Below are 22,918 nucleotides of genomic sequence, written 5' to 3'. Positions count from 1 at the left end.
CACGAAGGAGTCTGTTTTGGCCACGCTTGGAATGTCGCCTGCCGAGAAGGACGCCGTCGAAGCGTTCCGTCGCGACGTCGTCGAACCGTCGATGACGCACCTCGTGATCATCGATTTCTGGGCGGAATGGTGCGGCCCCTGCAAGGCGCTGACCCCGACGCTCGAAAAGGTCGCCGCCGACTATGCCGACAAGGGTGTGGTGCTGGCCAAGGTCGACACCGACAAGAACCAGTTCATCGCCGCCCAATTCCAGATCAAGTCGATCCCGACGGTCTATGCGATGTTCCAAGGCCAGCTCGTCGCCGACCTGACCCCCGCGCGCACCGAATCGGCGATCCGCGTGATGCTCGACCAGTTGCTCAAACAGCTCCCAATCGAATCCCCCACCGCCAGCGCTGAGGCGGAGATCGAACCGCTGATCGCGATGGGCGAAGAAGTGCTGGCCGAAGGCGACGGCGACCGCGCGCTCGGCATCTTCCGCCAGATCGCCGAAATGGCGCCCGATCATCCCGCGGTCCATGCCGGCTTCGTCCGCGCGCTGGTCATGACCGGCCAGCTCGACGAGGCCGCCGACTGGCTCGCCAACCTCGATCCGACGATCGCCAAGGACCCTGCCGTCACTCGCGCCCAGGCCGCACTTGCACTTGCCCAGTCCGCCCCCCCGGTCGAGGATCTGAGTCCGCTGATCGCCGCGGTCGACGCGAACCCCGACGATCTCGCCGCGCGCTTCGCGCTCGCCAACGCGCAGATGGCGGTAGACCGCGACGCCGCGGCCGATGGTTTCTTGGCCATCATTGCGACCGAGCGCGACTGGAACGAAGGGGCGGCGCGTGCGCAATTGCTGAAACTGTTCGAAGTCGTCGGGCTCGAAGATCCCTGGGTCTCGGCGCAGCGCCGACGCCTGTCTGCGATCCTGTTCGGATGAGCACGCGCCTCTCGATCTTCCCGCTGCCCGGCGCGTTGCTGTTCCCAGGCATGCAATTGCCGCTGCACGTCTTCGAGCCGCGCTACCGCGCGATGATCAGCGACGCGATGGCGCGCGACCGCCGCATTGGCATGATCCAGCCACGCAGCGGGCCGAATGCCGATGGCAGCCAGCTCTACGACATTGGCTGCGTCGGCAAGATCGCCGAGGTCGAAGCGCTTGAGGACGGCCGCTACAATCTCGTGCTCGAGGGCGTCGCACTCTACCGCATCGTACGCGAACTGGATGTCACCACCGCGTTCCGGCAGGTCGAGGCCGAATTGCTGCCCGCGATCGAGAACGACTCGTTGTCGCTCGGCCGTCGATCGTCGCTCGAACTCGAATCGCGGCGTTTCGCCGACATGCAGGGCTATGCGGTCGACTGGGATGCGGTCGGCCGGCTCGACGACGAGAGCCTCGTCAACGGCATCGCCCAGATCGCCCCGTTCGATGCCGCCGCCAAGCAGGCGCTGCTCGAAGCGCCGAATATAGAGACGCGCGCCGAACTGATTATCCAGTTAATGCAGTTCTTCGGCCGCCACGACGGCGACGAACAGGTCACGCTGCAGTGAAGTCCGACCCGCGCCGGAAAGGCCGACGCCATGGGCGGCGATGATGGCGCGGATGTTCTTCGCCAACCTGTTCGAACCGAAAAAGGCTGCGGCGATCGAACACATCGCGACACAGACCCGGATCGGCAGTGAGGCAGCCCGCACGACCCGTGCCGCTGCCGCGCCACCATCTGCTCAACAGGACGAATGATCATGATCGACCCCTGGCTGCTCGAACGCCTGGTCTGCCCGGTCACGCGTACGCCGCTGCGCTACGATGAGGCCGCGCAGGAACTCGTATCCGAAGCGGCGGGTCTCGCCTACCCGATCCGCGAGGGAGTGCCGGTCATGCTCGTGGAGGAAGCGCGCCAGGTCTCCAACCCCGTCATGCCAGCGTAGGCTGACATCTCAAGCGATAACGCGCGCCGCCGACCCGAACTCCAAAACCTCTGGAGACCCCAGCCTTCGCTGGGGTGACGGACCGGATCAGACCATCAGCCCCTGCAACAGCTTCGGCAGATCGCCGCTCTCGCCACGCGCCTCGGCCATGAACCGGTCTTTCAGCGGCGGGATCGCGTTCACGGCGGAAATCCCGAAGCGTCGCACCGCGCTCGCGGTCTTGCCCGGCACCCCGAACAGCCGCGTCAGCGAGTCGGTCGCGATCGCGACCATGAAGGTGTCGAGCCCGCGCCAGCGCTGATACCGGTCCAGCAGCGCCGCATCGCCCAAATCGAGCCCGAGCCGTTTGCCCTCGACCAGCACCTCCGCTAGCGTCGCGACGTCGCGGAACCCCAGGTTCAGCCCCTGCCCTGCGATCGGATGGATCCCGTGCGCCGCGTCACCGACGAGCGCCAGCCGCGTATCGGTGATCCGCGCCGCATGATGGAAGCCCAGCGGATAGGACGCACGCGGGCTCGCGTTCGACAACGCGCCCAGGAACCCACCCATCCGCTTTTCCGCCTCGGCCAGGAACGCGCGGTCGCCGAGCTTCAGCATCGCCGCGCCATCCTTAGCATCGACCGTCCACACGATCGCCGAACGATGCCCCTCGTGATCGTCGGGCAGCGGCAACAGCGCGAACGGCCCCGCCGAATAGAAGATCTCGTATGCGGTATCCCCATGGCTCCGCTCGTGGTGGAAGGCACCGATGATCGCGGTGTGATCATAGCTCCACCGCGCTACCGAAATGCCCGCCGCTTCGCGCGTCGGCGAGTTGCGCCCCTCGGCCACGATCAGCAGCGGCGCGCGGACGGTATCGCCCGAATCGAGTGTCGCGACCACGCCGGCGGCCGATCGATCGACCGTCACCGCCCGGGTCTTCATCCGCAGGTCGACGCGAGACGCACCGCTGGCCGCATCGAACAGCGCGCGCCGCAACAGCTTGTTCTCGTACATCGTACCCAGCGCGCCATCGTCGGCGTCGGGGATGAAATCGAGTGCGCCAGGCTCCAGCCCGTCGCTGACCCGGATATGCCGGATCGCGCACCCCTTACCCGCCAGCGCCGCGCCGACCCCTATCGCGTCGAGCATCCGATGGCTGGCGCTCGCGACCGCCGAAGCTCGCCCGTCGAACCCCGGTGCCAGCGTGACGGCGGGATCCGCCGGATCGATGACGATCGAGGAAAGCCCGTGCACGTCGAGCGCGACCGCGAGCGTCGCGCCTACCAGCCCGCCGCCGAGAATGATTACATCTGTATCCATGATGTCGCTTTATCCTGCCAACCCTCCCGTGCCAACGCGCCAATGCCCTCGCCGACTTGACGACGGACTCGGCGAGGACGATGAAAACGACGTGCAGACATTGGGGATGACGACATGGCGAGCCGCGCGCAGCCAGCCTTGTGGCGTGAGACGGTAAAGGCCGGCGCGGTGCGCAGCGGCGCGCTGATCGCGAGCATCGCGATCTTCCTGATAACGCTGGCGATGGCGGTCGCGCTGGCCAGCTATCACGCCAGCGATCCCGCGCTCAACACCGCGTCGGGCGGCTATCCCGCCAACCTCATCGGCCCGCCGGGCGCCTGGTTTGCCGACATCTCGCTATCGCTGTTCGGTCCCGCCGTCGCGCTGCTGCTACCGGTCGGGCCGATCGTCGCGATGCGGCTGTGGCGCGACCTGCCCGCGGGGCGCTGGGCACGGATGCTGCGCCACGCCAGCCTTGGCGTCGCGTTGATGGCGAGCGCGCTTGCGTTCGTGTCCGATTCCTCGGTGCTCGCGCTTCCTGCCGGCTGGGGCGGCGTGATCGGTCTTGCGGTATCGAACACCGTGGAGTGGGCGCTGTCGTTCATCGGCGAACCCGTCGCCGAACTCTGGTCCGCGCGCGCGTTCGGGCTGGTGCTCGGCGTCGCCGGCGCGATCGTCTGGGCCCGCAGCCTGGAGATCGAGCTCGGTGACCGCAGCTGGCGGTTCCGCCGCACCGGCCGTGCCGATCTCGATCCGCAGGACCTGGGCTATGACGATATCGACGACCAGGAGCCGCTGACGCTGACGCGCAAGCCGGTGACACCGCGCGCCGTCGCGGAACCCGATCCGCGCCCCGCCCCGGTCATCGCGGACCGGCAGGTCGCGCCGTCGCAGGCCAAGCCCAAGCCACAAACGCAGCTCGACCTGCGCGACAACTACACGCTGCCTCCGCTCGACCTGCTCACCCCCTCGCCGCCCAGCCAGGGCAATGTGATCGACAAGGCCGGGCTGGAGCGCAATGCGCGGCTGCTCGAAAACGTGCTCGACGATTTCCACGTCAAGGGTCAGATCATCGAGGTGCGGCCCGGTCCCGTCGTCACGATGTACGAACTCGAACCGGCGCCCGGCATCAAGGCCAGTCGCGTCATCGCGCTGGCCGACGATATCGCGCGCAACATGTCGGCAATTTCCGCGCGCGTCGCCGTGATCCCGGGGCGCAACGTCATCGGCATCGAGCTGCCCAACGCCCGCCGCGAAGCCGTCAGCTTGCATGAACTGGTCGGCAGCCAGACCTTCGAGGACCAGCAGGCGCAGCTGCCGATCATCCTCGGCAAGAACATCGCCGGCGATTCGGTGATCGCCGATCTCGCGCCGATGCCGCATCTGCTTGTCGCGGGCACCACCGGCTCGGGCAAGTCGGTCGGGCTCAACTCGATGATCCTGTCGCTGCTCTACAAGCTGACGCCGAGCCAGTGCCGGATGATCATGATCGATCCGAAGATGCTCGAACTCAGCATGTACGACGACATCCCGCATCTGCTCTCGCCGGTCGTCACCGATCCCGCCAAGGCGGTACGCGCGCTGAAATGGGCGGTCGAGCAGATGGAGGACCGGTACCGCCAGATGTCCTCGGTCGGCGTCCGCAGCCTTGCGAGCTTCAACGACAAGGTCCGCGGCGCGAAGGCCAAGGGTCAGCCGCTCGGCCGGAAAGTCCAGACCGGCTATCACCCCGACACCGGCGCGCCGATGTACGAGGAGGAAAAGCTCGAATACGACGTGCTGCCGCAGATCGTCGTGATCGTCGACGAGCTCGCCGACCTGATGATGACCGCGGGCAAGGAGGTCGAGTTCCTGATCCAGCGCCTCGCGCAAAAGGCGCGCGCGGCGGGCATCCACCTGATCATGGCGACGCAGCGTCCCTCGGTCGACGTCATCACCGGCGTGATCAAGGCGAACCTGCCGACGCGGATCAGCTTCCACGTCACCAGCAAGATCGATTCGCGCACCATCCTCGGCGAACAAGGGGCGGAACAGCTGCTCGGCCGTGGCGACATGCTCTACATGCCCGGCGGCAAGGGCATCGTCCGCGTCCACGGCCCGTTCGTCAGCGACGATGAAGTCCGCGCGGTTGCCGATCATTGGCGCTCACAAGGCCTGCCCGACTATATCTCGTCGGTCACCGAGGAGCCGGAGGACGGCTTCGTCCTCGACGGCACGCCGACCGGCGAGGATTCGGCGGAGGACCAGCAATATCGCAACGCCATCCAGCTGGTCTGCGAAAGCCAGAAGGCCTCGACCTCGTGGCTCCAGCGCCAGCTCCGTATCGGCTACAACTCGGCCGCGCGCCTGATCGAACGGATGGAAAAGGACGGCATCGTCGGCCGCCCCGACCATGTCGGTCGTCGCGAGGTCCTGCGGGACACCGAAGGCCACGCGATCTAGCGGATCGATCGCTACGGCCCCCGACCGGGTTCAGTGCGCGTTCAAGCGGCGACCCGCAGACGCGGCGCCTAGGAGAATTTCATGTACCGTCCTCTGATCGCCACGATCGCCGCCGTCACGATGAGCGCGCCTGCCGCGCTGTCGGCGCAGGCGACCGGCGACCTCGCCGCCGTCCAGCGGCATCTCCAGTCGGTGACGACGATGACCGCGGACTTCTCGCAATCGGATCGCAACGGCAAGGTGCTGACCGGCGTGCTGACGCTGAAGAAGCCCGGCAAGCTGCGCTTCCAGTATCAGAAAGGCGTGCCGATCCTGATCGTCGCGGAGGGCGGCGCGCTGACCTTCATCGACTATTCGGTGAAGCAGGTGCAGCGCTGGCCGATCAAGAACTCGCCGCTCGGCGTGTTGCTCGACCCCAGCCGCGACATCACGCGCTATGCGAAACTCGTGCCGGGCTTCGACAATCGCCTGGTGTCGGTCGAGGCGAACGACCCAAAGCACCCTGAATATGGCCGGATCACGCTGGTGTTCGCGCGCGACGCTGCGGCGCCCGCCGGATTGATGCTGCAGGGCTGGGTCGCGCTCGACAGCCAGAACAACCGCACTACGATCCGTTTGTCGCACCAGCGGTTCGGCGGCCCGGTCAGCGACAATACATTCCGGTGGAACGACCCGCGCCGCACGACGACCCGATAATCTGCCCGGTAAATCTGAACGCGATCTTACACTCCATTCATCCGCGCGACAGGTTAAGAGTCCTAAGGGGCTCTCGCGGATATGGGGCTGCCAGGATTTTCCCCCCTGTTGCCTGGTCGGTCCATATTTTGCCTGCGTGACGAACGCTGAGTCGGCCCTCGCTCCACGCCCCCGGGAGCGGGGGCCTTTCGCGTAGAGCGGCAGCAGGCAAGCCTGCTGACTCGCTCAAGCGCGGCCGGCGGGGCAAGGCCCCCTCCGACGGCATGGGCTTTGCCCGTGTCACGCCCATCTTGTGACACAGCCTCCACAAGCCTACCTACCCACCCGTGAAAATCGTCTCGTGGAACATCAACTCGGTCCGCTTCCGGATCGGCATCGTCGAACAGTTCCTTCGCGAGAACGAACCCGACATCCTGTGCTTGCAGGAAACCAAGGTCATCGACGGCGACTTCCCGCTCGAGGCATTCCGCGCGCTCGGCTACACCCACATCGTCCTGCACGGCCAACGCATGCACCATGGCGTCGCGATCCTCAGCCGCGTGCCGATCACGCTCGACGACCGGCTCGACTGGCAGGCGAACCAGGAGGCGCGTCATGTCGGCGTACGGCTTGACAACGGCGTACGGCTCGAAAACGTCTACGTGCCCGCGGGCGGTGACGTGCCCGACCGCGAGGTGAACCCCAAATTCGGCCAGAAGCTCGACTTCATCGACCGCATGACCCGCTGGTCGGAGAGCCTCTCCTGCCCGACGATCCTGGTCGGTGATTTCAACATCGCCCCGCTCGAATCGGACGTGTGGAGCCACAAACAGCTGCTCGACACGGTCAGCCACACGCCCATCGAGGTCGCGGCACTTGCCCAGCTTCGGGCGGCCGGCGACTGGACCGATCTCGGCCGCCATTTCCACCCCGCCCCCGCCCGCCTGTTCACCTGGTGGAGCTACCGCGCCAAAGACTGGCTGGCGTCGGATCGCGGGCGCCGGCTCGACCATATGTGGGCCACCAAGGGTGCCGCCGAACACGCCACCGCGCACACGGTCTTCGAATCGTGCCGCAGCTGGCTGAAACCATCCGACCATGTCCCGATCATGACCGAGTTCGCGTTTTGACCGCGCGCGCCGCGGCACGCGCGGTCGACGCGCTCCGCCGCGGCTGGCCGATCGCGATCGACGGCCTGACCCTGCTCGCGGTCGAGACCGCCGACGCCGATCGGCTAGCGGCGTTCGATCCCGACGCAACCGGCGGCGTGTTGATCTCGTCCGGCCGCGCAGTGACGTTGAAGCTCGCCAACCAGCTCGAAGCCGCCGATCCCACCGCCCCCGTCCTGATCGACCGCGCACCGTGGATCGACTTCGCCGCCGCGACTGCGCTCGCCGACCCGCAATTCGACCTCGCGACGCCGCTCAAAGGTCCGTTCCGCACGATCCCCGTGCCGGATCCGCACGCCGCGAGCGCTGCGCTCAGGCTTGCGAGGATCGCCGGCCTGCTCCCCGCGTTCTTCCTGGGAACCGGAGCGCCCGAGGTGACGATCACCGCAGCCGACATCGACTCACACGAGGACGCCACCCGCCTTACCATCGCGACCCGCGCCCGCCTGCCAGTCGATGGCGCCGAGGATGCCGAAATCGTCGCGTTCCGCTCCCCCGAAAGCGCCGACGAGCATATCGCGCTGCTGATCGGCCAGCCCGACGGCCGGCCGCCGCTCGTCCGGCTGCACAGCGAGTGCCTGACCGGCGACGTGCTCGGCAGCCTCAAATGCGATTGCGGTCCGCAGCTCCACGCAGCGATCCACGCGATTCGCGCCAGTGGCTGGGGCATCCTGCTCTACCTGCGCCAGGAGGGCCGCGGCATCGGCCTGGTCAACAAGCTGCGCGCCTATGCGTTGCAGGACCAGGGGTTCGACACGGTCGATGCCAACACGCGGCTCGGCTTTGCGATCGACGCGCGCGATTTCGGTGTCGCCGGACGCATGCTGACGCTGCTCGGCCAGCGCGAGGTGCGCCTGCTGACCAACAACCCCGCCAAGGTTGCAGGACTCGAAGCCGCCGGCGTCAGCGTGGTCGAGCGCGTCGCGCACCATCTACCGCCCAACCCGCACAATGCGCGCTACCTCGCCACCAAGCGGGATCGTACGGGTCACCAGTTCTGATGAACGCGCCGCGCCGCCTGATCGTGATCTTTGGCGCGGCGGTGCGGGCGGATGGTCGCGCCAGTCCGACGCTCGCGCGGCGGATCGCCTATGCCGAGGCAGCGGCGCGGCGCTACACCGAAGCGCACATCTTCTGCTCGGGCGCGAAGGGCGCGCATGGTCCGTCCGAGGCGTCGGTGATGGCGCGAATCCTGGCCGAGACGATCGACCCTGCCCGCATCCATCTCGACGAAGCGAGCATCGACACGCTCGAACAGGTCCGCGCCGCGGTCCGGTTCGCCAAGGCGCATGGCTGCGACGAATGCCTGACCTGCACCGACGGCTATCACCAGCCGCGCGTCCGGATGCTGTTCGCGCTGCTCGGCATGAAGACGCGTCCGGTGCGCCTCCCGCACGCCGGTCGCAGACGCTACCGCGCGAAGATGTCGCTGCGCGAGGCGCTGGCGCTGCCCTATGATCTGGTCGCGGGCACCGCGGTCCGGTTACGCCGGCGCAAGCCCCAGTAACCGCGCGACCGCGCCGAAATCCTCCGCGATCGCGTTCGCGCCGATCGCCTCCAGCCGCGCGCCATGATCCGCCGCGCAATGCGATCCCGCGCACACGCCGATGACATAGCCCCCCGACGCCACCGCCCCGGTCGCGCCCACCGGCGAATCCTCGAGGATCGCGGTCCGCTCGATCGCGACGCCTAGTCTTTGCGCGCCGTACAGGTACAGGTCCGGCGCGGGCTTGCCGTTCGCGACATGCTCGCGGCCGCTGTACAGATGCTCGCCGAACACGTCGCGCAAGCCGATATGGTCGAGGTGTCGCGCGATCCACGCGGTCGAACTCGACGATACGATCGCCTTGGGCAGATCCGCGGGCAGCGACCGTACGAACGCGATCGCACCCGCAACCGCGTCGACGCCCGCCGCCATCACCCGCGCATCTTCCGCCTTGCGTGCGGCATGAAAGTCCGCGGGCAAGGGCCGGTCGATCCAACGCTCGATCGCGTCGACGAATTGCGGTCCGGCGAGCCCCATGAAGTTCGCCATCGACTGTTCCGCGGTGGTCGGATGCCCCGCCGCTGTCAGCCATTCGGCGATCTGGCGGTTGCCTGCCGCCTCGCTCTCGATCAGGACGCCGTCGAAATCGAACAGCAGCGCGTCGAACCTCATGCCCGCGCACCGAACAGCGCGCTGCCGATCCGGACATGCGTCGCGCCGAGCGTCACCGCGGTCTCGAAATCGTCGGACATACCCATGCTGAGCCCCGCGAGGCCGGCATCGCGCGCGAGCTTCGACAGCAGTGCGAAATAGGGGGCCGGCTCGACGTCCGCCGGCGGCAGGCACATCAGCCCAGCGATCGGCAAGCCCGCCGCCTGCGCGGTCGCCAGCAAGGCCGGCAGATCGGCGATCGCGCAGCCGCCCTTTTGCGGTTCGTCGCCGATATTGACCTGGATGAAGCAATCGGGCCGGCGATCGGAGGCCGCGATCGCCTTGCCCAGCGCCTCGACCAGCGACGGCCGGTCGACGCTGTGGATTGCATCGAACAGCGCAACCGCCTCGGCCGACTTGTTCGACTGGAGCTGCCCGATCAGATGGAGTTCGACACCCGGATAGGCATCGCGCAACGCCGGCCATTTGCCGGCCGCCTCGGCGACGCGGTTCTCACCGAACACGCGGTGCCCCGCCTTCAGCAGTGGTTCGATCGCCTCGGCGGAGTGAGTCTTCGAAACGGCGATCAGAATCACGTCACCGGGACGGCGATCGGCGATAGTGGCAGCCTTGGCGATGCGCGCCTGGATTGCGGCAAGAGTGTCGGATGTCATGCCGCGCGCTATAGCAGCGCGGTGCGTACTCGAAAGCCCATCCCGATCCGCTGGCTGATGACCGACGAGCGCATGGGCGATTCGCTGTGGCCCGCGCTACGGCGCCTGCCGCCGGGATCGGGGATCGTGTTCCGCCACTACGCGACCCCGCCGGCCGAGCGCCGTGCCTTGCTCCGACGGATCCGCCGCGTGGCAAACGCGCGCAGGTTCATCGTCGTGGTGGCCGGCATCGATCGTCTGCGCGCCGACGGGGTTCACGGGCCAGCGCCAACGAACGGACTGCGAACCTGGGCTGCGCATGATCGCCGCGAGGCGCTCGCCGGCAAGCGCGCGGGTGCGGATGCCCTGTTCATCTCGCCGGTCTACGCGACCCGCTCGCATGCAGGTGCGGGTGGCATCGGTCCGTCGACCGCAGCACGGATCGGGCACGGGCTCGGCCTTGCGATGATCGCGCTTGGCGGCATGACCGAGCGTCGGTGGCGCAAGCTAAACGGTTTTCACGGCTGGGCAGCGATCGACGCGTGGTTGGCCCCTTAGGGCTCAACCGTGTCAGCGTTTAGAACCGGAACGCGGTGCCCAGATAGACCGCCTGGCTATCGCGCCGGGTATCCTCGGTCCGCGCGAACTGTTCGCGGTCCGAACGATAGCGCACGCCGGCTGTGACGGCGAGGTTGCGCGTCAGCGAATAGGAGCCGCCCAGGTCGACCGAATAGGTCGGCGACTCCTCGATCAGGCGCGGCGCGGTCGCCAGCGGACGATCCGTCGCCGCCTTCACGCTGCCCGTGAAGCGCTTGGCCGAATAGCTGACCGCGACGTCCGCCGATTCGCGGCTGCCGGGCATGCCGGCCATGTCGATACGACCGACGTCACCCGAGATCGCGAATCGCTTCCAACCCACCGACATGCCGAGATTATACGCGATCGGCGCAAGTCCGACCGTCGGTGCCGGGGTCGCCGCAGCGAGATGCGTGGTGTCGGCGCTGCGGTTCGTCCGCGCGCGCACCGCAACCGTCACCGCACGCGTGTCGCGCCGCGTCTCCGCAGGCGTGAAGCGGAAGCTGCCGGCATCGACACCGCCGCGGGCGAACAGCGCCGCGAGTCGCGGGTCGGCGGCGGCCGGCGTGAAGCCACCGAGACCGCGCATGCCGACCTGCGCATGACGCGCGACCTTGGCGGGCTGTTCGGAGGCACCGAAGGCGGGCGCGACAAGGGCGCCGGCGGTGACGAGCACCCCAGCAACCATTCCCGCCATCACACGCCTGCTAACCACCGACTCCACCCCTTTGACATTCCGTCGTTGAACGGCGCCTACCACGAAACGATCCGGGGCAAATACCGCCACGGGCGCCCGTCGCGTGATTATTCGAAAGTGTTGCAATCCGCACACATACGACCCCATTCGGCAAAGCATCGCAGCGGGCACCCCGTGCGATATTGGCCCACGGTTCTGGCGTGCGGCGTCGGCTTGCGGCCCCCCGGTCGCACCTGTAGAGGCAGAGCCTAGTTTTCTTGCCAGGATGATGCCCATGTTCCGCCGCCATCGCACCGCGCTCGTGGTCGCCACTCTCTCGGCCACGCTTTCCCTAGCCGCATGCGGCGGCGGCAACGCCCGCCCCAAGGCCGATCTGGCCGCGTCGAAGATCACCACGATTGGCGTCAACGCCTATCTGTGGCGCGCGAGCCTCGACACGCTGTCGTTCATGCCGCTGCTGCAGACGGACTCGAACGGCGGCGTCATCGTCACCGACTGGTACGTCAACCCGCAAACGCCGGCCGAGCGGATGAAGGTCACCGTGTCGATTCTCGACCAGGATCTGCGCGCCGATGCGTTGCGCGTCGCCGCGCTGCGCGAGGTCAACCAGAACGGCCAGTGGGTCTCCGCGCCGGTCCAGGCCGCGACCACGCAGAAGCTCGAGGACATCATCCTCACCAAGGCTCGCGACCTGCGCCGCGCTTCGATCGCGGGCTAAGGATACCTCATGGCGTCGCGTTTCAACGCACTGAAGGCGGACGCGGCGTGGCAGAAGGTCTGGGACGACGCCCAGACCTTCGCCGCCGACGATTCGTCCACCAAACCCCGCAGCTACGTGCTCGAGATGTTCCCCTATCCGTCGGGGCGCATTCATATGGGCCATGTCCGCAACTACACGATGGGCGACGTGCTCGCACGCTTCCGTCGGATGAACGGCATGGAAGTGCTGCATCCGATGGGCTGGGACGCGTTCGGCATGCCCGCCGAGAATGCCGCGATGGAAAAGGGCGTGCACCCCGGCAACTGGACCCGCGCCAACATCGCGACGATGAAGGCGCAGCTGAAGCGCCTCGGCTTCGCGCTCGACTGGTCCCGCGAACTCGCGACCTGCGAGCCCGATTACTACGGCCACGAACAGGCGCTGTTCCTCGATCTGTTCGCGGCGGGGCTGGTCTACCGCAAGGAATCGGCGGTCAACTGGGACCCGGTCGACATGACCGTGCTCGCCAACGAGCAAGTGATCGACGGCCGCGGCTGGCGCTCGGGCGCGCTCGTAGAGCGGCGCAAGCTCAGCCAGTGGTTCCTGAAGATCACCGACTTCGCCGACGAGCTGGTCGACGGGCTCGGCGCGCTCGAACATTGGCCCGACAAGGTCAAGCTGATGCAGGAAAACTGGATCGGCCGCAGCCAGGGCCTGCAGTTCCGATTCGCGCTGTCCGCCAATGCTACCGATATCGGATCGGTCGAGGTCTTCACCACCCGCCCCGACACGATGTTCGGGTCGAGCTTCGTCGCGGTCGCCGCCGATCACCCGATCGCTCGCGCGATCGCCGAGACGAACCCCGAGGCGGCGGCCTTCATCGAGCTCTGCAAGCGCGGCGGCACCACCGCGGCGGAGCTGGAGGCGCAGGAGAAGCTCGGCTTCGACACCGGGCTGCGGGCCACGCATCCGCTTGATAAGACGTGGCAACTGCCAGTCTACATCGCCAATTTCGTACTGATGGACTATGGCACCGGCGCGGTGTTCGGCGTCCCCGCGCATGATCAGCGCGACCTCGATTTCGCGCGCAAATACGACCTTCCGGTCAAGCGCGTCGTCTCCGAAGGCGACGACGAAGCGCCGGTGTTCGTCGGCGACACCGCCTGGACCGGCCCCGGCGCACTGGTGAACTCGCACTTCCTCGACGGCATGGATATCGAGGACGCCAAGCGCACCGTCATCGAGCGCGCCGAGGGCGAAGGCTGGGGCAAGGGCACCACCGTGTTCCGCCTGCGCGACTGGGGCGTCAGCCGTCAGCGCTATTGGGGCACGCCGATTCCGATCATCCACTGCGATGCGTGCGGCGCGGTGCCGGTGCCCAAGGACCAGCTGCCGATCGTCCTGCCCGAGGACGTCAGCTTCGACATTCCCGGCAATCCGCTCGACCGTCATCCGACCTGGAAGGCCGTACCATGCCCGTCCTGCGCCGGCCCCGCCCGCCGCGAGACCGACACGCTCGACACTTTCGTCGATTCGTCCTGGTATTTCATCCGCTTCGCCAGCCAGCCGGACGCCAAGCCGTTCGACCGCACCGGCGCCGAGCAATGGCTGCCGGTCAACCAGTATATCGGCGGCGTCGAGCACGCGATCCTGCACCTGCTCTACGCGCGGTTCTGGACCCGTGCGCTCAAGCATATCGGCATGCTCGACATCGCCGAGCCGTTTGCCGGACTGTTCACCCAAGGCATGGTCACGCACGAGACCTATTCTCGAACGCATTTTTCAATGGCCGGCGCACTCGATGATGAGGGCCAGCCAATTCCACAGACGTGGTATTATTCGCCGGATGAGATTGTTCGGACTCCGACGGGCGCAACATTGCGTGACGGGACCGAAATAGACGTCGGTCGCGTACAGAAAATGTCGAAGTCGAAGAAGAACACGATCGATCCCGAGCCGATCGTCGACCAATATGGCGCCGATGCGGTGCGCTGGTTCGTGCTCTCCGATTCGCCGCCCGAACGCGACCTCCCCTGGTCCGAATCGGGGATCGAGGGCGCCTGGCGCTTTGTCCAGCGGCTGTGGCGCGTGGTCGAGACCGAAGGGGGGCCGGGCACCGGCGAGGACATTCCCCTTCGCAAGCTCGCGCACCGCACCACGCAGGACGTCGCCGGCGATATCGAGGCGCTGCAGTTCAACAAAGCCGTCGCGCGCCTCTACAGCTTCGTCAGCGCGATCGAGAAGGCAGCGCCCTCCGCCGACCGCGACACCGCGGTGAATACGCTGATGCGGCTTGCCAGCCCGATGGTGCCGCACGTCGCCGAGGAAGCCTGGGCGGCTGCCGGAAACGCCGGACTGATCGCCAACGCCGCCTGGCCCGAGGTGGACCCCGCTTTGCTCGTCGATGACGAGGTCACGATCGCGATCCAGGTCAACGGAAAGCTGCGCGACACGCTCGTCTTCGCCAAGGGTGCACCCAAGGACGAGGTCGAGGCCGCCGCACTCGCCTCCGACAAAATCCTCCGCCTGCTCGATGGCAAGCCGCCACGAAAGGTCATCACCGTGCCCGACCGTCTCGTGAACATCGTCGCATGATCCGCGCAGCCCTTTTGGTCACGGCAGCCCTGTCGCTGTCCGCCTGCGGTCTTCACCCGCTCTATGCGGGCGGCAGCAGCGGCCCGGTCGCATCGACGCTCGGCCAAGTCGAGGTGGCACCGATTGAGGGCAAGTCGGGCTGGCTGATGGCCAATGCGCTGCGCGACCGGCTTCAGGCGTCGGGGACGCCGCTGTACCGCCTCGAAATCCGTCTCGACGACCAGATCAGTGGGCTCGGCGTCCGCAAGGATGACAGCGTGTCGCGCGAACGCCGTGTGCTGCGCGCACGCTATCAGCTGGTCCGGCTGACCGACGGGACGGTTTTGCTCGACGCGACGGCGGGGTCGGATGCCGGCATCGACGTTGTGCGGTCCGAATATGCGACGATCGCGGCGGAGAACACGGCGCTGGAGCGGCTGTCGACGATAGTCGCGGACCAAATTGTCGCGCGCGTCGCGCTGTATGCGCGGCGTACGCCCGCTAAACCGTGAAGGCCAACGCCGGCCAGATCCGCAGCGCGCTATCCAGACCCAGCGCTGATATCCGCCTGTACCTGCTCCACGGCCCCGATGAGGCGGGCGCCTCCGATCTCGCACGCGTCCTCGGCAAGGCGATGGGCGCGGATGCCGAACGCGTCGACCTCGACGGCGCGACGCTCAAATCTGATCCCGCGCGGTTGGTCGACGAGGCGGCCGGCATGTCGTTGTTCGCCACCGCCCGCTATGTCCGCGTCGCCCCGGTTGGCGAGGAAAGCTTCGACGCACTGACCGCGCTGCTGCAAGCCGACCGCGCTGGCAATCCGGTCGTCGTGATCGCACCGACCGTCAAGACCAGCGCCAAGATCGTCAAGCTCGCGATCGATTCGCCCCGCGCGATGGCGTTCGCCTGCTACGCCCCAACCGCGCAGGACGCCGAGCGACTGGCCGCGACGATCGCAGGCGAGCAGGGCCTGCGTCCCGCCGGGGGCATCGCACGGCGCTTGGCCGAGACCACCGGCGGCGATCGTGCGGTGATGGCGCGCGAGATCGAGAAGCTCGCGCTGTATCTCGATGCCGCGCCCGACCGCCCGCAGGATCTCGATCACGACGCGCTCGACGCGATCGGCGCGGATCTCGGCGATGCGGAGATGACGCACGCGATCGACGCGGTGATCGAGGGACGCGTAGCCGATCTCGGTGCAGGGCTCGCGCGGCTCGAAGAGGCCGGGACCTCGCCGATCCCCTGGTTGCGCCAGCTCGTGCGCCGGCTGATCGCGCTCGCCGACATGCGCGCCGAGATCGATCGCGGCGAGTCCGCCGATACGGTGATGAAACGCCACCGCGTCTTCTACAAGGAAGAGGCACAGACCGCCCGGTCGCTGCGCCGCTGGTCGCCGGTCATGCTCGCCTCTGCGATAACGCGGGTCCGCGCCGCCGAGCGCGCGGTGATGGCATCGGGCAATGCCGGCACCGTCCTCGCCGAAGCCGCGGTCACCACGCTCGCCCAGGCCATCGCGCGCCGCAATTAGGCGCCTGCCTAGATCTCGCCGCCCGTCAGCCGCTGGCAGACCATGTCGAGCTGATCGAGCGTTGAATAGCTGATCGTCAGCGTACCGCCGGTCTCCGCATGGGCGACACGAACCTGCAAGCCGAGCAGATCGGCCAGCTGGCGTTCCAGCGCGGCGATATCGGCGTCGGGACCGCGCGACTCAGTCATTTCGCGGCCACCGCCGTTTCGCTGGCGGGCGGGCTTCGCCTCGCGCGTCAGCTTCTCGGTTTCGCGCACCGACAGTCCGCGGGCAACGACCTGATCTGCAAGCGCCTCGACATCCGGCGCACCGAGCAACGCCCGCGCGTGGCCCATCGACAGCGATCCGGTCACCACCTGCGCCTGCACCGTCTCGGGCAGTTCGAGCAACCGCAGCAGATTGGCGACGTGGCTGCGCGACTTGTGGACGATCTTGGCGAGCGCGTCCTGCGTATGGCCATATTCGCCGGCAAGCCGTTGATAGGCCTGCGCTTCCTCGATCGCGTTGAGGTCCTGGCGCTGGATGTTCTCGATCAGCGCGATCTCGAGGGTTTCGGCATCGTCGAAGTCGCGGACCACGACCGGGACTTCGTGCAACCGGGCGCGCTGCGCTGCGCGCCAGCGCCGCTCGCCGGCGACGATCTGATAGTCGTGCCCGTGCGGCCGCACCACGATCGGCTGGATCAGCCCGCGCGACGCGATCGACGCTGCGAGCTCGTCGAGCATCGCCTCGTCGAAATGCCGCCGCGGCTGGTCCGGATGCGGTGACAGCGAGCTGACCGGCAGCATCCGCACACCCGACGATACCGGCGCGCTGCCCGGCGCGACCGGTGCCTCGCGCGCCATCTCGCCCAGCAACGCGTTGAGGCCACGTCCTAGCCCCGGACGGCCGCGCTTCATTCCCTCGCTCATGCTGCTTTTGCCGCAGCCGGCAACCGCACGAGAAGCTCACGTGCTAGCGCGATATACGCCTGCGACCCCGAGCATCGATGGTCGTAGATCAGCGCGGGCAACCCGTGACTGGGCGCCTCTGACAGCCGCACGTTGCGCGGAATCACGGTTTCGAACACGACTTTCCCCAATACCGCGCGAACGTCGGCTGACACCTGATCGGTCAGCCGGTTGCGGCGATCATACATGGTCAGCGCGACACCCAGGATCGACAGGCCCGGATTGAACCGCTGCCGGATCCGTTCGACGGTGCTGAGCAGTTGCGACAGTCCCTCCAGCGCGAAGAACTCGCATTGCAGCGGTACCAATAGCGAGTCCGCCGCGACCATCGCATTGATCGTCAGCAGCCCCAACGACGGCGGGCAATCGATCAGCGCAATGTCCCAATTGCCGCGCGCCGCCTTCATCGCGCTGTCGAGGCGATGCGTGCGGGCGTCGAAGTCGACCAGTTCGATTTCCGCCCCGGACAGATCGACGGTGGCCGGGATCACGTCGAGACGCGGCACCTTGCTGTGCACGACCGCATCGTCGATCGAGGTCTCGCCGACGAGCACGTCGTAAGTCGACCGCTCGCGCGCCGCGTGGCCGATGCCGAGCCCGGTCGACGCATTGCCCTGCGGATCCAGATCGACCAGCAGCACGCGCATCCCCGTCGCCGCGAGCGCGGTGGCGAGGTTGATGGCACTGGTGGTCTTGCCCACCCCACCCTTCTGGTTGGCGACGGCGATCGTGATCACCGTGCGCTGACCTTGTCCAGAACCACGATCGACGACTCCGCGTTCGTGACGCTTTGTTCCACGTGGAACATAAACCGCCAGTGTTTCTGCAATGCGGCGAGTTCATCCTCATCAAGGCGCCCCCGCGGAAGAAGCCACCGCGACATCGTTGTGCCGCAGTGCGCGGCTGCGCGCAAAAGGTTTTCCACCGAAGCGACCGCGCGCGCCGATATGATGTCGGCGGTCGCTACGACGGATTCGATCTTTTTGGCTTCGACCGACACGCGATCGCCGAGACCAAGCCGGGCGATGCACAGCCCCAGGAAGTCGGCGCGGCGGCGTCTCGGTTCGACCAGGACCATCCGAACCGGCGCGACGATCGCGACCGCGAGTCCGGGAAAGCCCCCGCCCGTGCCGATGTCGATCCAACTCTTTGCGTCTTCCCGACCAAAGGGGATCAGTTGCAGCGAGTCGACCGCATGCCGTGCCCAGATCGATTCGATCGTCGACGGCGCGATCAGATTCTGATGCGGCGCTTCGGCGACGACCATCTCGAGGAATGCCGCCATCTTGGTGACGGCCTCGTCGCCGAACTGGGCGGCGATCCAGGCTTTCGCATCGTCCTCGGTCATGCGGCGCGCCTCGTATGCAAAAGGACCGCGGTCAGCGCGGCGGGGGTAATCCCGCGAACCCGCGCAGCGGCAGCGAGCGACGCCGGTCGGGCGATGCTCAGGCGATCGATCATTTCCTGCGACAGACCCGGTACCCGGTCATACGCGATCGAGTCCGGCAACGGGGTCGCCTCATCGATCCGCATCCGCGCGACCTCGGCAGCCTGACGTTCGACATAAGGCGCATAACGTGCGTCCTCCAGCCCCTCGGCGACCACCGCTGCCGACAGACCCTCCGCCGCCGCGGGCGCCACATGCCCCAGCGTCACGCCATCGAACCGCAGCCAGTCGAACGCGGTTCGCCGCGCGCCGTCACGACTCACCGCTACGCCCTGATCGGCAATCTCGGTGGCGGTCAGTTCATGCGTCAACGCGGACCTGAATACGGCGCGATCGGACTCGCGCCGCGCCTGGTGCGCGCGCCGCTCGCCCCCCAAACATCCGGCCGCCTGCGCGATAGCACCGAGTCGAGTCTCCGCATTGTCGGCGCGCAGCGACAGTCGGAACTCCGCCCGCGCCGTCAGCATCCGATAGGGTTCGGTCACCCCCTGCAGAACCAGATCATCGATCATCACGCCAAGATAACTCGATGCGCGGTCGAGCACGATCGGTGCCAGATCGCACGCAAAGGCCGCCGCATTGAGTCCGGCGATCAGCCCCTGCCCCGCCGCTTCCTCATACCCCGTCGTCCCGTTGATCTGCCCCGCACAGAAAACGCCCGTGATCGCGCCGAGTGCCAGCGTCGCATCGAGCGCCCGCGGATCGATATGGTCATACTCCACCGCATAGCCCGGCACCGTCACGCGGACGCGTTCCAGCCCCGGGATCGTCGCCAGCAACGCCACTTGGACATCGGTCGGGAGCGACGTCGATAGTCCGTTCGGATACACCGTCGCGTCGCTCAGCCCCTCGGGCTCAAGGAACACCTGATGCCCGTCGCGGTCGCCGAACCGCTGCACCTTGTCCTCGATCGACGGGCAATAGCGCGGCCCCGCCCCTTCGATCGCACCACTGAACAGCGGCGAACGATCGAACGCCGACCGAATCACGTCATGCGTCGCCGTCGTCGTCCGCGTGATCGCACAGGCGATTTGCGGCAGCAGGCGCGCGGGCGTCATCGGCGACATCGTCCACGGTTCGGCGTCCGACGTCTGTTCCGCCAGCACGGCCCAATCGATCGTCCGTCCGTCGAGCCGCGGCGGTGTCCCCGTCTTCAGCCGCGCCATCGGCAATTCCCGCGCGCGCAGCTGCGCCGCGAGAGGCTTCGCCGCGCGTTCGCCTATCCGCCCGCCCTCTTCGCGCTCATCCCCGCGGAACAGTCGCGCGCCCAGGAACGTCCCGGTCGCCAGCACGATCGCGCGTGCAGAAACAACCGTGCCGTCGGCGAGAACAACACCCATCGCGCGATAGCCCGCGAGCACGAGTTCGGTCGCCTCACCCTCGATAATCGACAAATTGGGCGTCGCCGCCAGCATAGCCTGGATCGCGCTGGCATATAATTGGCGGTCCGCCTGCACCCTCGGCCCCCACACCGCAGCACCCTTGCTACGGTTGAGCATCCGATAGTGGATCGCCGCGGCATCCGCAGCACGGCCGATCAGCCCGTCGAACGCGTCGACCTCACGGACGATATGCCCCTTGCCCAACCCGCCGATGGCCGGGTTGCACGACATCGCGCCAATCTGTCGGGCGTCGAATGAGAGCAACGCGGTCTTCACGCCGCGCCGGGCCGACGCTGCAGCGGCTTCGGTTCCGGCATGGCCGCCACCAATGACAAGTACGTCGAACATGGCTCGCTCTAGGGAAAGCCGTGCCAAGGGTCAAAGTCGTGATGTTCCACGTGGAACATCATTTTCCGATACAGAATCGCACAAACAGCGCGTCGAGCATCTCCGACGTCGCATCAAGACCCAACACCGTCGCCAACGCTCCCCGGGCCTGTCGCAGATGCTCACCCAAGATCAACGGGTCCGATGTCGGCGTATCGAGCGCGTCGACCGCCGCTGTGCATCGCATCCGCTGATCGCGCTTCAGCACGATCGAGTCAGGCCGCGGCAACAATGTCGATGCCCGTGTACCCAGCGCGTCCCAGACCAACGCAATCGATCCGGGATCGCACTGCGCAATCCCGAACGCCCGCTCCTCGGGAACCTGCTCGCGGCCCGGAACATCCGCCCGGGCGTGGAGCCATATCGCATCCGTCCGCGGTGGCACTTCGTCTCCAAGCCACAAGACGATGTCCGCCGCCCCGATCGCGTCTTCCGCGCGCGCCACACCGATCGCCTCGATCGGATCGTCGGTGCCGATCAGCCCCGCGGTGTCAGTCAACACATACGCCACCCCGCCGCGCGTCACGGGTACTTCGATCCGGTCTCGCGTCGTTCCCGATATCGCCGAGACGATCGCCGCATCGCGCTCCCCCAACAAGTTGAGCAAGGTCGATTTGCCGCTGTTAGGTGGCCCCGCGATGACGACGCGCAAACCGTCCTTCACGCGTTCCACTGGCGGGGCGTCCATCACCGCGGCGATGTCGGCGACCAGGTCCGCAACGTCACCACGCACCGCGTCCATCGCCGCCGCGTCGTTGTCGACATCGTCCTCGTCGGCAAAATCGAGCATCGCCTCGACGCGTGCCGACAGCATCGCAACGCGGTCCATCCATCCGCGCACCGCCGCGCTGACGCGGCCCTCGGTCGCCGTCAGCGCCGCAACTCGCTGGCCTTCGGTTTCAGCCTCGAGCAGATCCGCCAGCCCTTCCGCCTCGGCCAGGTCGATCCGACCATTGGCCAGCGCGCGTCGCGTAAACTCACCTCCGATCGCAGGCCGCAATCCCGGTATCCGTTCCAGCGCACGCTCGATCGCCGCAACCACCGCACGGCCACCATGACACTGAAACTCGACCAGGTCCTCGCCGGTCGCGGTCGCCGGTCCCGGAAACATCAGAACCAGTGCACGGTCGAGGATCACACCGTCTTCGTCTCGGAGTGCACGCAGGCTCGCGCGTCGTGGTGCCGACAACGGACCCGCCAGCCGTTCGGCGGCCGTCCGCGCCTGGGGCCCGCTGATGCGCACAACTGCGATCGCGGCGGGCGGACGCCCGCTCGACACCGCAAAGATCGTATCCATCGTGGTTAGTTACCGCCGGTCTTGGTCGCCGGATCGAACAGGCCGTTCCAAAAACTCATCCCCTTCTCGCCCATCGGCTGCCAGCTCCGCATCAGTGTCGCCAACGTCTCGGGCGGGATTTGCCCCTGCATCGTCTCCATCACCATCGCGACATAACGATCGTGGATCGGGGTAAGGTCGGGCAATCCCACAGCGCGGCGCGCTTCTTCGGGAGTACATTCCAGATCGATATGGACCTTCATCATCTGTCCCTCTTGAGCGGCCCGGCGGGGCGCTGCATAGCTCTTGGCGATCTATGCGCGCGATGCCGCCCTCCTCGCAACGCCTAACGGTCGACTGCACCGGTGGCAGTGTCGGCGTCGATCCGCGATCCCAAGGAGCATTGTCATGACCATCACGATCGACACCCTCGACGGCGCCGGCACCTTCGCCGCCTATGTCGCCAAGCCCCAAGGCACGCCCAAAGCCGCGATCATCGTCATCCAGGAGATTTTCGGGGTGAACTCCGGCATTCGCCGCAAGTGCGATACGCTTGCCGAAGCCGGCTATGTCGCGATCGCGCCCGACCTCTTCTGGCGAATCGAACCCGGGATCGAACTCGACCCCGACGTTCCCGCCGAATTCCAGCGCGCGCTGGGCCTGTTCGGCACGTTCGATCAAGATAAGGGCATCGCCGACATCGAGGCCACGATCGACGCCGCGCGCGCGCTGGTCGATGGCGGCAAGGTCGGCGTAGTCGGCTACTGCCTCGGCGGACGCCTCGCGTTCATGACTGCCACCCGGACCGATGCGGATGCGAGCGTCGGCTATTACGGCGTCGGGATCGATGGCCTGCTGGGCGAAAAGCACGCCATCGCCAAGCCGGTGTTGCTGCACATTCCCGAGGAGGACCATTTCGTCGACAAGGCCGCGCAGACGGCGATGCATGCCGGGCTCGACGATCACCCCAAGGTCACGCTGTACGATTATCCCGGCGAGGATCACGGCTTCGCCACCGAATTCGGCGCGCGCCGATCGGATGCGGCCGCCAAGCTGGCCGACGAGCGCACCGCGGCGTTCTTCGCCGAGCATCTGAAGTAACTACCGTGCTCCTGCGGAAGCAGGATCCC

The 22,918-nt window shown here is 67.1% G+C and carries 25 protein-coding genes; 15 read left to right on the top strand and 10 right to left on the bottom strand.

Going from position 1 to position 22,918, the window contains the following annotated elements; all coding sequences use genetic code 11:
- Positions 1-31: 31 nt before the first annotated feature.
- From U1701_RS04055 to U1701_RS04040, 4 genes are read left to right on the top strand one after another with little or no spacing between them, the layout of a single operon-like run.
- Entirely contained in the window at positions 32-925 is an 894-nt protein-coding gene (locus U1701_RS04055) for a tetratricopeptide repeat protein (protein WP_332781446.1), read from the top strand.
- On the top strand, positions 922-1,536 hold the full coding sequence (locus U1701_RS04050) for an LON peptidase substrate-binding domain-containing protein (protein WP_332781233.1): 615 nt from the start codon (positions 922-924) through the stop codon (positions 1,534-1,536). Before U1701_RS04055 ends, U1701_RS04050 begins: the two co-directional genes overlap by 4 nt.
- A gap of 43 nt (positions 1,537-1,579) precedes the next feature.
- On the top strand, positions 1,580-1,726 hold the full coding sequence (locus U1701_RS04045; protein WP_332781232.1) for a hypothetical protein: 147 nt from the start codon (positions 1,580-1,582) through the stop codon (positions 1,724-1,726).
- Positions 1,723-1,914, top strand: a complete 192-nt coding sequence (locus U1701_RS04040) for a Trm112 family protein (protein WP_332781231.1) — start codon at positions 1,723-1,725, stop codon at positions 1,912-1,914. Before U1701_RS04045 ends, U1701_RS04040 begins: the two co-directional genes overlap by 4 nt.
- Positions 1,915-2,001: 87 nt before the next feature.
- On the opposite strand, the gene U1701_RS04035 is transcribed toward U1701_RS04040, so the two are convergent.
- Positions 2,002-3,216 carry a UbiH/UbiF/VisC/COQ6 family ubiquinone biosynthesis hydroxylase gene (locus U1701_RS04035; protein WP_332781230.1) on the bottom strand — a complete coding sequence of 405 codons (1,215 nt, stop codon included), beginning with the start codon at positions 3,214-3,216 and terminating at the stop codon, positions 2,002-2,004.
- 114 nt (positions 3,217-3,330) lie between these two features.
- Between U1701_RS04035 and U1701_RS04030 the strand changes: the two genes are divergently transcribed.
- The 5 genes from U1701_RS04030 (at position 3,331) to U1701_RS04010 (ending at position 8,988) form a co-directional block, all read left to right on the top strand.
- On the top strand, positions 3,331-5,637 hold the full coding sequence (locus U1701_RS04030) for a DNA translocase FtsK (protein ID WP_332781229.1): 2,307 nt from the start codon (positions 3,331-3,333) through the stop codon (positions 5,635-5,637).
- A gap of 81 nt (positions 5,638-5,718) precedes the next feature.
- Positions 5,719-6,333 carry a LolA family protein gene (locus U1701_RS04025; protein ID WP_332781228.1) on the top strand — a complete coding sequence of 205 codons (615 nt, stop codon included), beginning with the start codon at positions 5,719-5,721 and terminating at the stop codon, positions 6,331-6,333.
- Between the two features lie 326 nt (positions 6,334-6,659).
- A complete protein-coding gene (locus U1701_RS04020; RefSeq protein ID WP_332781227.1) occupies positions 6,660-7,442 on the top strand; it encodes an exodeoxyribonuclease III in 783 nt (260 codons plus the stop codon).
- Positions 7,439-8,482, top strand: a complete 1,044-nt coding sequence (gene ribA / locus U1701_RS04015; RefSeq protein WP_332781226.1) for a GTP cyclohydrolase II — start codon at positions 7,439-7,441, stop codon at positions 8,480-8,482. The genes U1701_RS04020 and ribA overlap by 4 nt, the downstream gene beginning before the upstream one ends.
- Positions 8,482-8,988, top strand: a complete 507-nt coding sequence (locus tag U1701_RS04010) for a YdcF family protein (protein WP_332781225.1) — start codon at positions 8,482-8,484, stop codon at positions 8,986-8,988. Before ribA ends, U1701_RS04010 begins: the two co-directional genes overlap by 1 nt.
- On the opposite strand, the gene U1701_RS04005 is transcribed toward U1701_RS04010, so the two are convergent.
- The gene (locus U1701_RS04005) at positions 8,965-9,639 is read right to left on the bottom strand and encodes an HAD family hydrolase (protein ID WP_332781224.1); all 675 of its coding nucleotides are present in this window, start codon (positions 9,637-9,639) and stop codon (positions 8,965-8,967) included. The two genes, U1701_RS04010 and U1701_RS04005, sit on opposite strands and share 24 nt — an antisense overlap.
- Positions 9,636-10,292, bottom strand: coding sequence for a YggS family pyridoxal phosphate-dependent enzyme (locus tag U1701_RS04000; RefSeq protein WP_332781223.1), 657 nt, complete (start codon positions 10,290-10,292; stop codon positions 9,636-9,638). Before U1701_RS04000 ends, U1701_RS04005 begins: the two co-directional genes overlap by 4 nt.
- 21 nt (positions 10,293-10,313) lie before the next feature.
- Here U1701_RS04000 and U1701_RS03995 point away from each other — a divergent pair, with 21 nt between their 5' ends.
- Positions 10,314-10,829: a thiamine phosphate synthase gene (locus U1701_RS03995; protein ID WP_332781222.1), complete on the top strand. Its 516-nt coding sequence runs from the start codon at positions 10,314-10,316 to the stop codon at positions 10,827-10,829.
- A 19-nt stretch (positions 10,830-10,848) separates the two neighbouring features.
- Here the strand turns inward: U1701_RS03995 and U1701_RS03990 are convergent, their stop codons facing one another.
- Entirely contained in the window at positions 10,849-11,544 is a 696-nt protein-coding gene (locus U1701_RS03990) for a hypothetical protein (protein WP_332781221.1), read from the bottom strand.
- A 274-nt stretch (positions 11,545-11,818) separates the two neighbouring features.
- On the opposite strand from U1701_RS03990, the gene U1701_RS03985 reads away from it, so the two are divergent.
- Genes U1701_RS03985 through holA form a run of 4 tightly spaced genes read left to right on the top strand, consistent with a single transcriptional unit; the run spans position 11,819 to position 16,346 of the window.
- On the top strand, positions 11,819-12,262 hold the full coding sequence (locus U1701_RS03985) for a DUF3576 domain-containing protein (RefSeq protein ID WP_332781220.1): 444 nt from the start codon (positions 11,819-11,821) through the stop codon (positions 12,260-12,262).
- A gap of 9 nt (positions 12,263-12,271) precedes the next feature.
- Entirely contained in the window at positions 12,272-14,839 is a 2,568-nt protein-coding gene (gene leuS, locus U1701_RS03980) for a leucine--tRNA ligase (protein WP_332781219.1), read from the top strand.
- On the top strand, positions 14,836-15,330 hold the full coding sequence (lptE, locus tag U1701_RS03975; RefSeq protein WP_332781218.1) for an LPS assembly lipoprotein LptE: 495 nt from the start codon (positions 14,836-14,838) through the stop codon (positions 15,328-15,330). The genes leuS and lptE overlap by 4 nt, the downstream gene beginning before the upstream one ends.
- Complete coding sequence (holA, locus tag U1701_RS03970; RefSeq protein WP_332781217.1) at positions 15,327-16,346, top strand: DNA polymerase III subunit delta; 1,020 nt, start codon at positions 15,327-15,329, stop codon at positions 16,344-16,346. Before lptE ends, holA begins: the two co-directional genes overlap by 4 nt.
- 8 nt (positions 16,347-16,354) lie before the next feature.
- Here the strand turns inward: holA and U1701_RS03965 are convergent, their stop codons facing one another.
- From U1701_RS03965 to U1701_RS03940, 6 genes are read right to left on the bottom strand one after another with little or no spacing between them, the layout of a single operon-like run.
- Positions 16,355-17,257 (bottom strand): ParB/RepB/Spo0J family partition protein, encoded by a 903-nt coding sequence (locus U1701_RS03965; RefSeq protein ID WP_332781216.1) that lies wholly within the window; start codon positions 17,255-17,257, stop codon positions 16,355-16,357.
- The gene (locus U1701_RS03960) at positions 17,254-18,033 is read right to left on the bottom strand and encodes a ParA family protein (protein ID WP_332781215.1); all 780 of its coding nucleotides are present in this window, start codon (positions 18,031-18,033) and stop codon (positions 17,254-17,256) included. Before U1701_RS03960 ends, U1701_RS03965 begins: the two co-directional genes overlap by 4 nt.
- Positions 18,030-18,644 (bottom strand): 16S rRNA (guanine(527)-N(7))-methyltransferase RsmG, encoded by a 615-nt coding sequence (gene rsmG / locus U1701_RS03955; RefSeq protein WP_332781214.1) that lies wholly within the window; start codon positions 18,642-18,644, stop codon positions 18,030-18,032. The genes U1701_RS03960 and rsmG overlap by 4 nt, the downstream gene beginning before the upstream one ends.
- On the bottom strand, positions 18,641-20,473 hold the full coding sequence (gene mnmG / locus U1701_RS03950) for a tRNA uridine-5-carboxymethylaminomethyl(34) synthesis enzyme MnmG (RefSeq protein WP_332781213.1): 1,833 nt from the start codon (positions 20,471-20,473) through the stop codon (positions 18,641-18,643). The genes rsmG and mnmG overlap by 4 nt, the downstream gene beginning before the upstream one ends.
- A gap of 58 nt (positions 20,474-20,531) precedes the next feature.
- Positions 20,532-21,809: a tRNA uridine-5-carboxymethylaminomethyl(34) synthesis GTPase MnmE gene (mnmE, locus tag U1701_RS03945; RefSeq protein ID WP_332781212.1), complete on the bottom strand. Its 1,278-nt coding sequence runs from the start codon at positions 21,807-21,809 to the stop codon at positions 20,532-20,534.
- Positions 21,810-21,814: 5 nt separating this feature from the next.
- Complete coding sequence (locus tag U1701_RS03940; protein ID WP_332781211.1) at positions 21,815-22,051, bottom strand: DUF6489 family protein; 237 nt, start codon at positions 22,049-22,051, stop codon at positions 21,815-21,817.
- Positions 22,052-22,196: 145 nt separating this feature from the next.
- Between U1701_RS03940 and U1701_RS03935 the strand changes: the two genes are divergently transcribed.
- Positions 22,197-22,889, top strand: a complete 693-nt coding sequence (locus U1701_RS03935) for a dienelactone hydrolase family protein (RefSeq protein WP_332781210.1) — start codon at positions 22,197-22,199, stop codon at positions 22,887-22,889.
- Positions 22,890-22,918 lie beyond the last annotated feature (29 nt).

Source organism: Sphingomonas rhamnosi (assembly GCF_036663615.1).
Taxonomy (GTDB): Bacteria; Pseudomonadota; Alphaproteobacteria; order Sphingomonadales; family Sphingomonadaceae; genus Sphingomonas.
The sequence above is the reverse complement of the archived record's forward strand: the minus strand, read 5'-3'. Positions and strand labels throughout refer to the sequence as shown.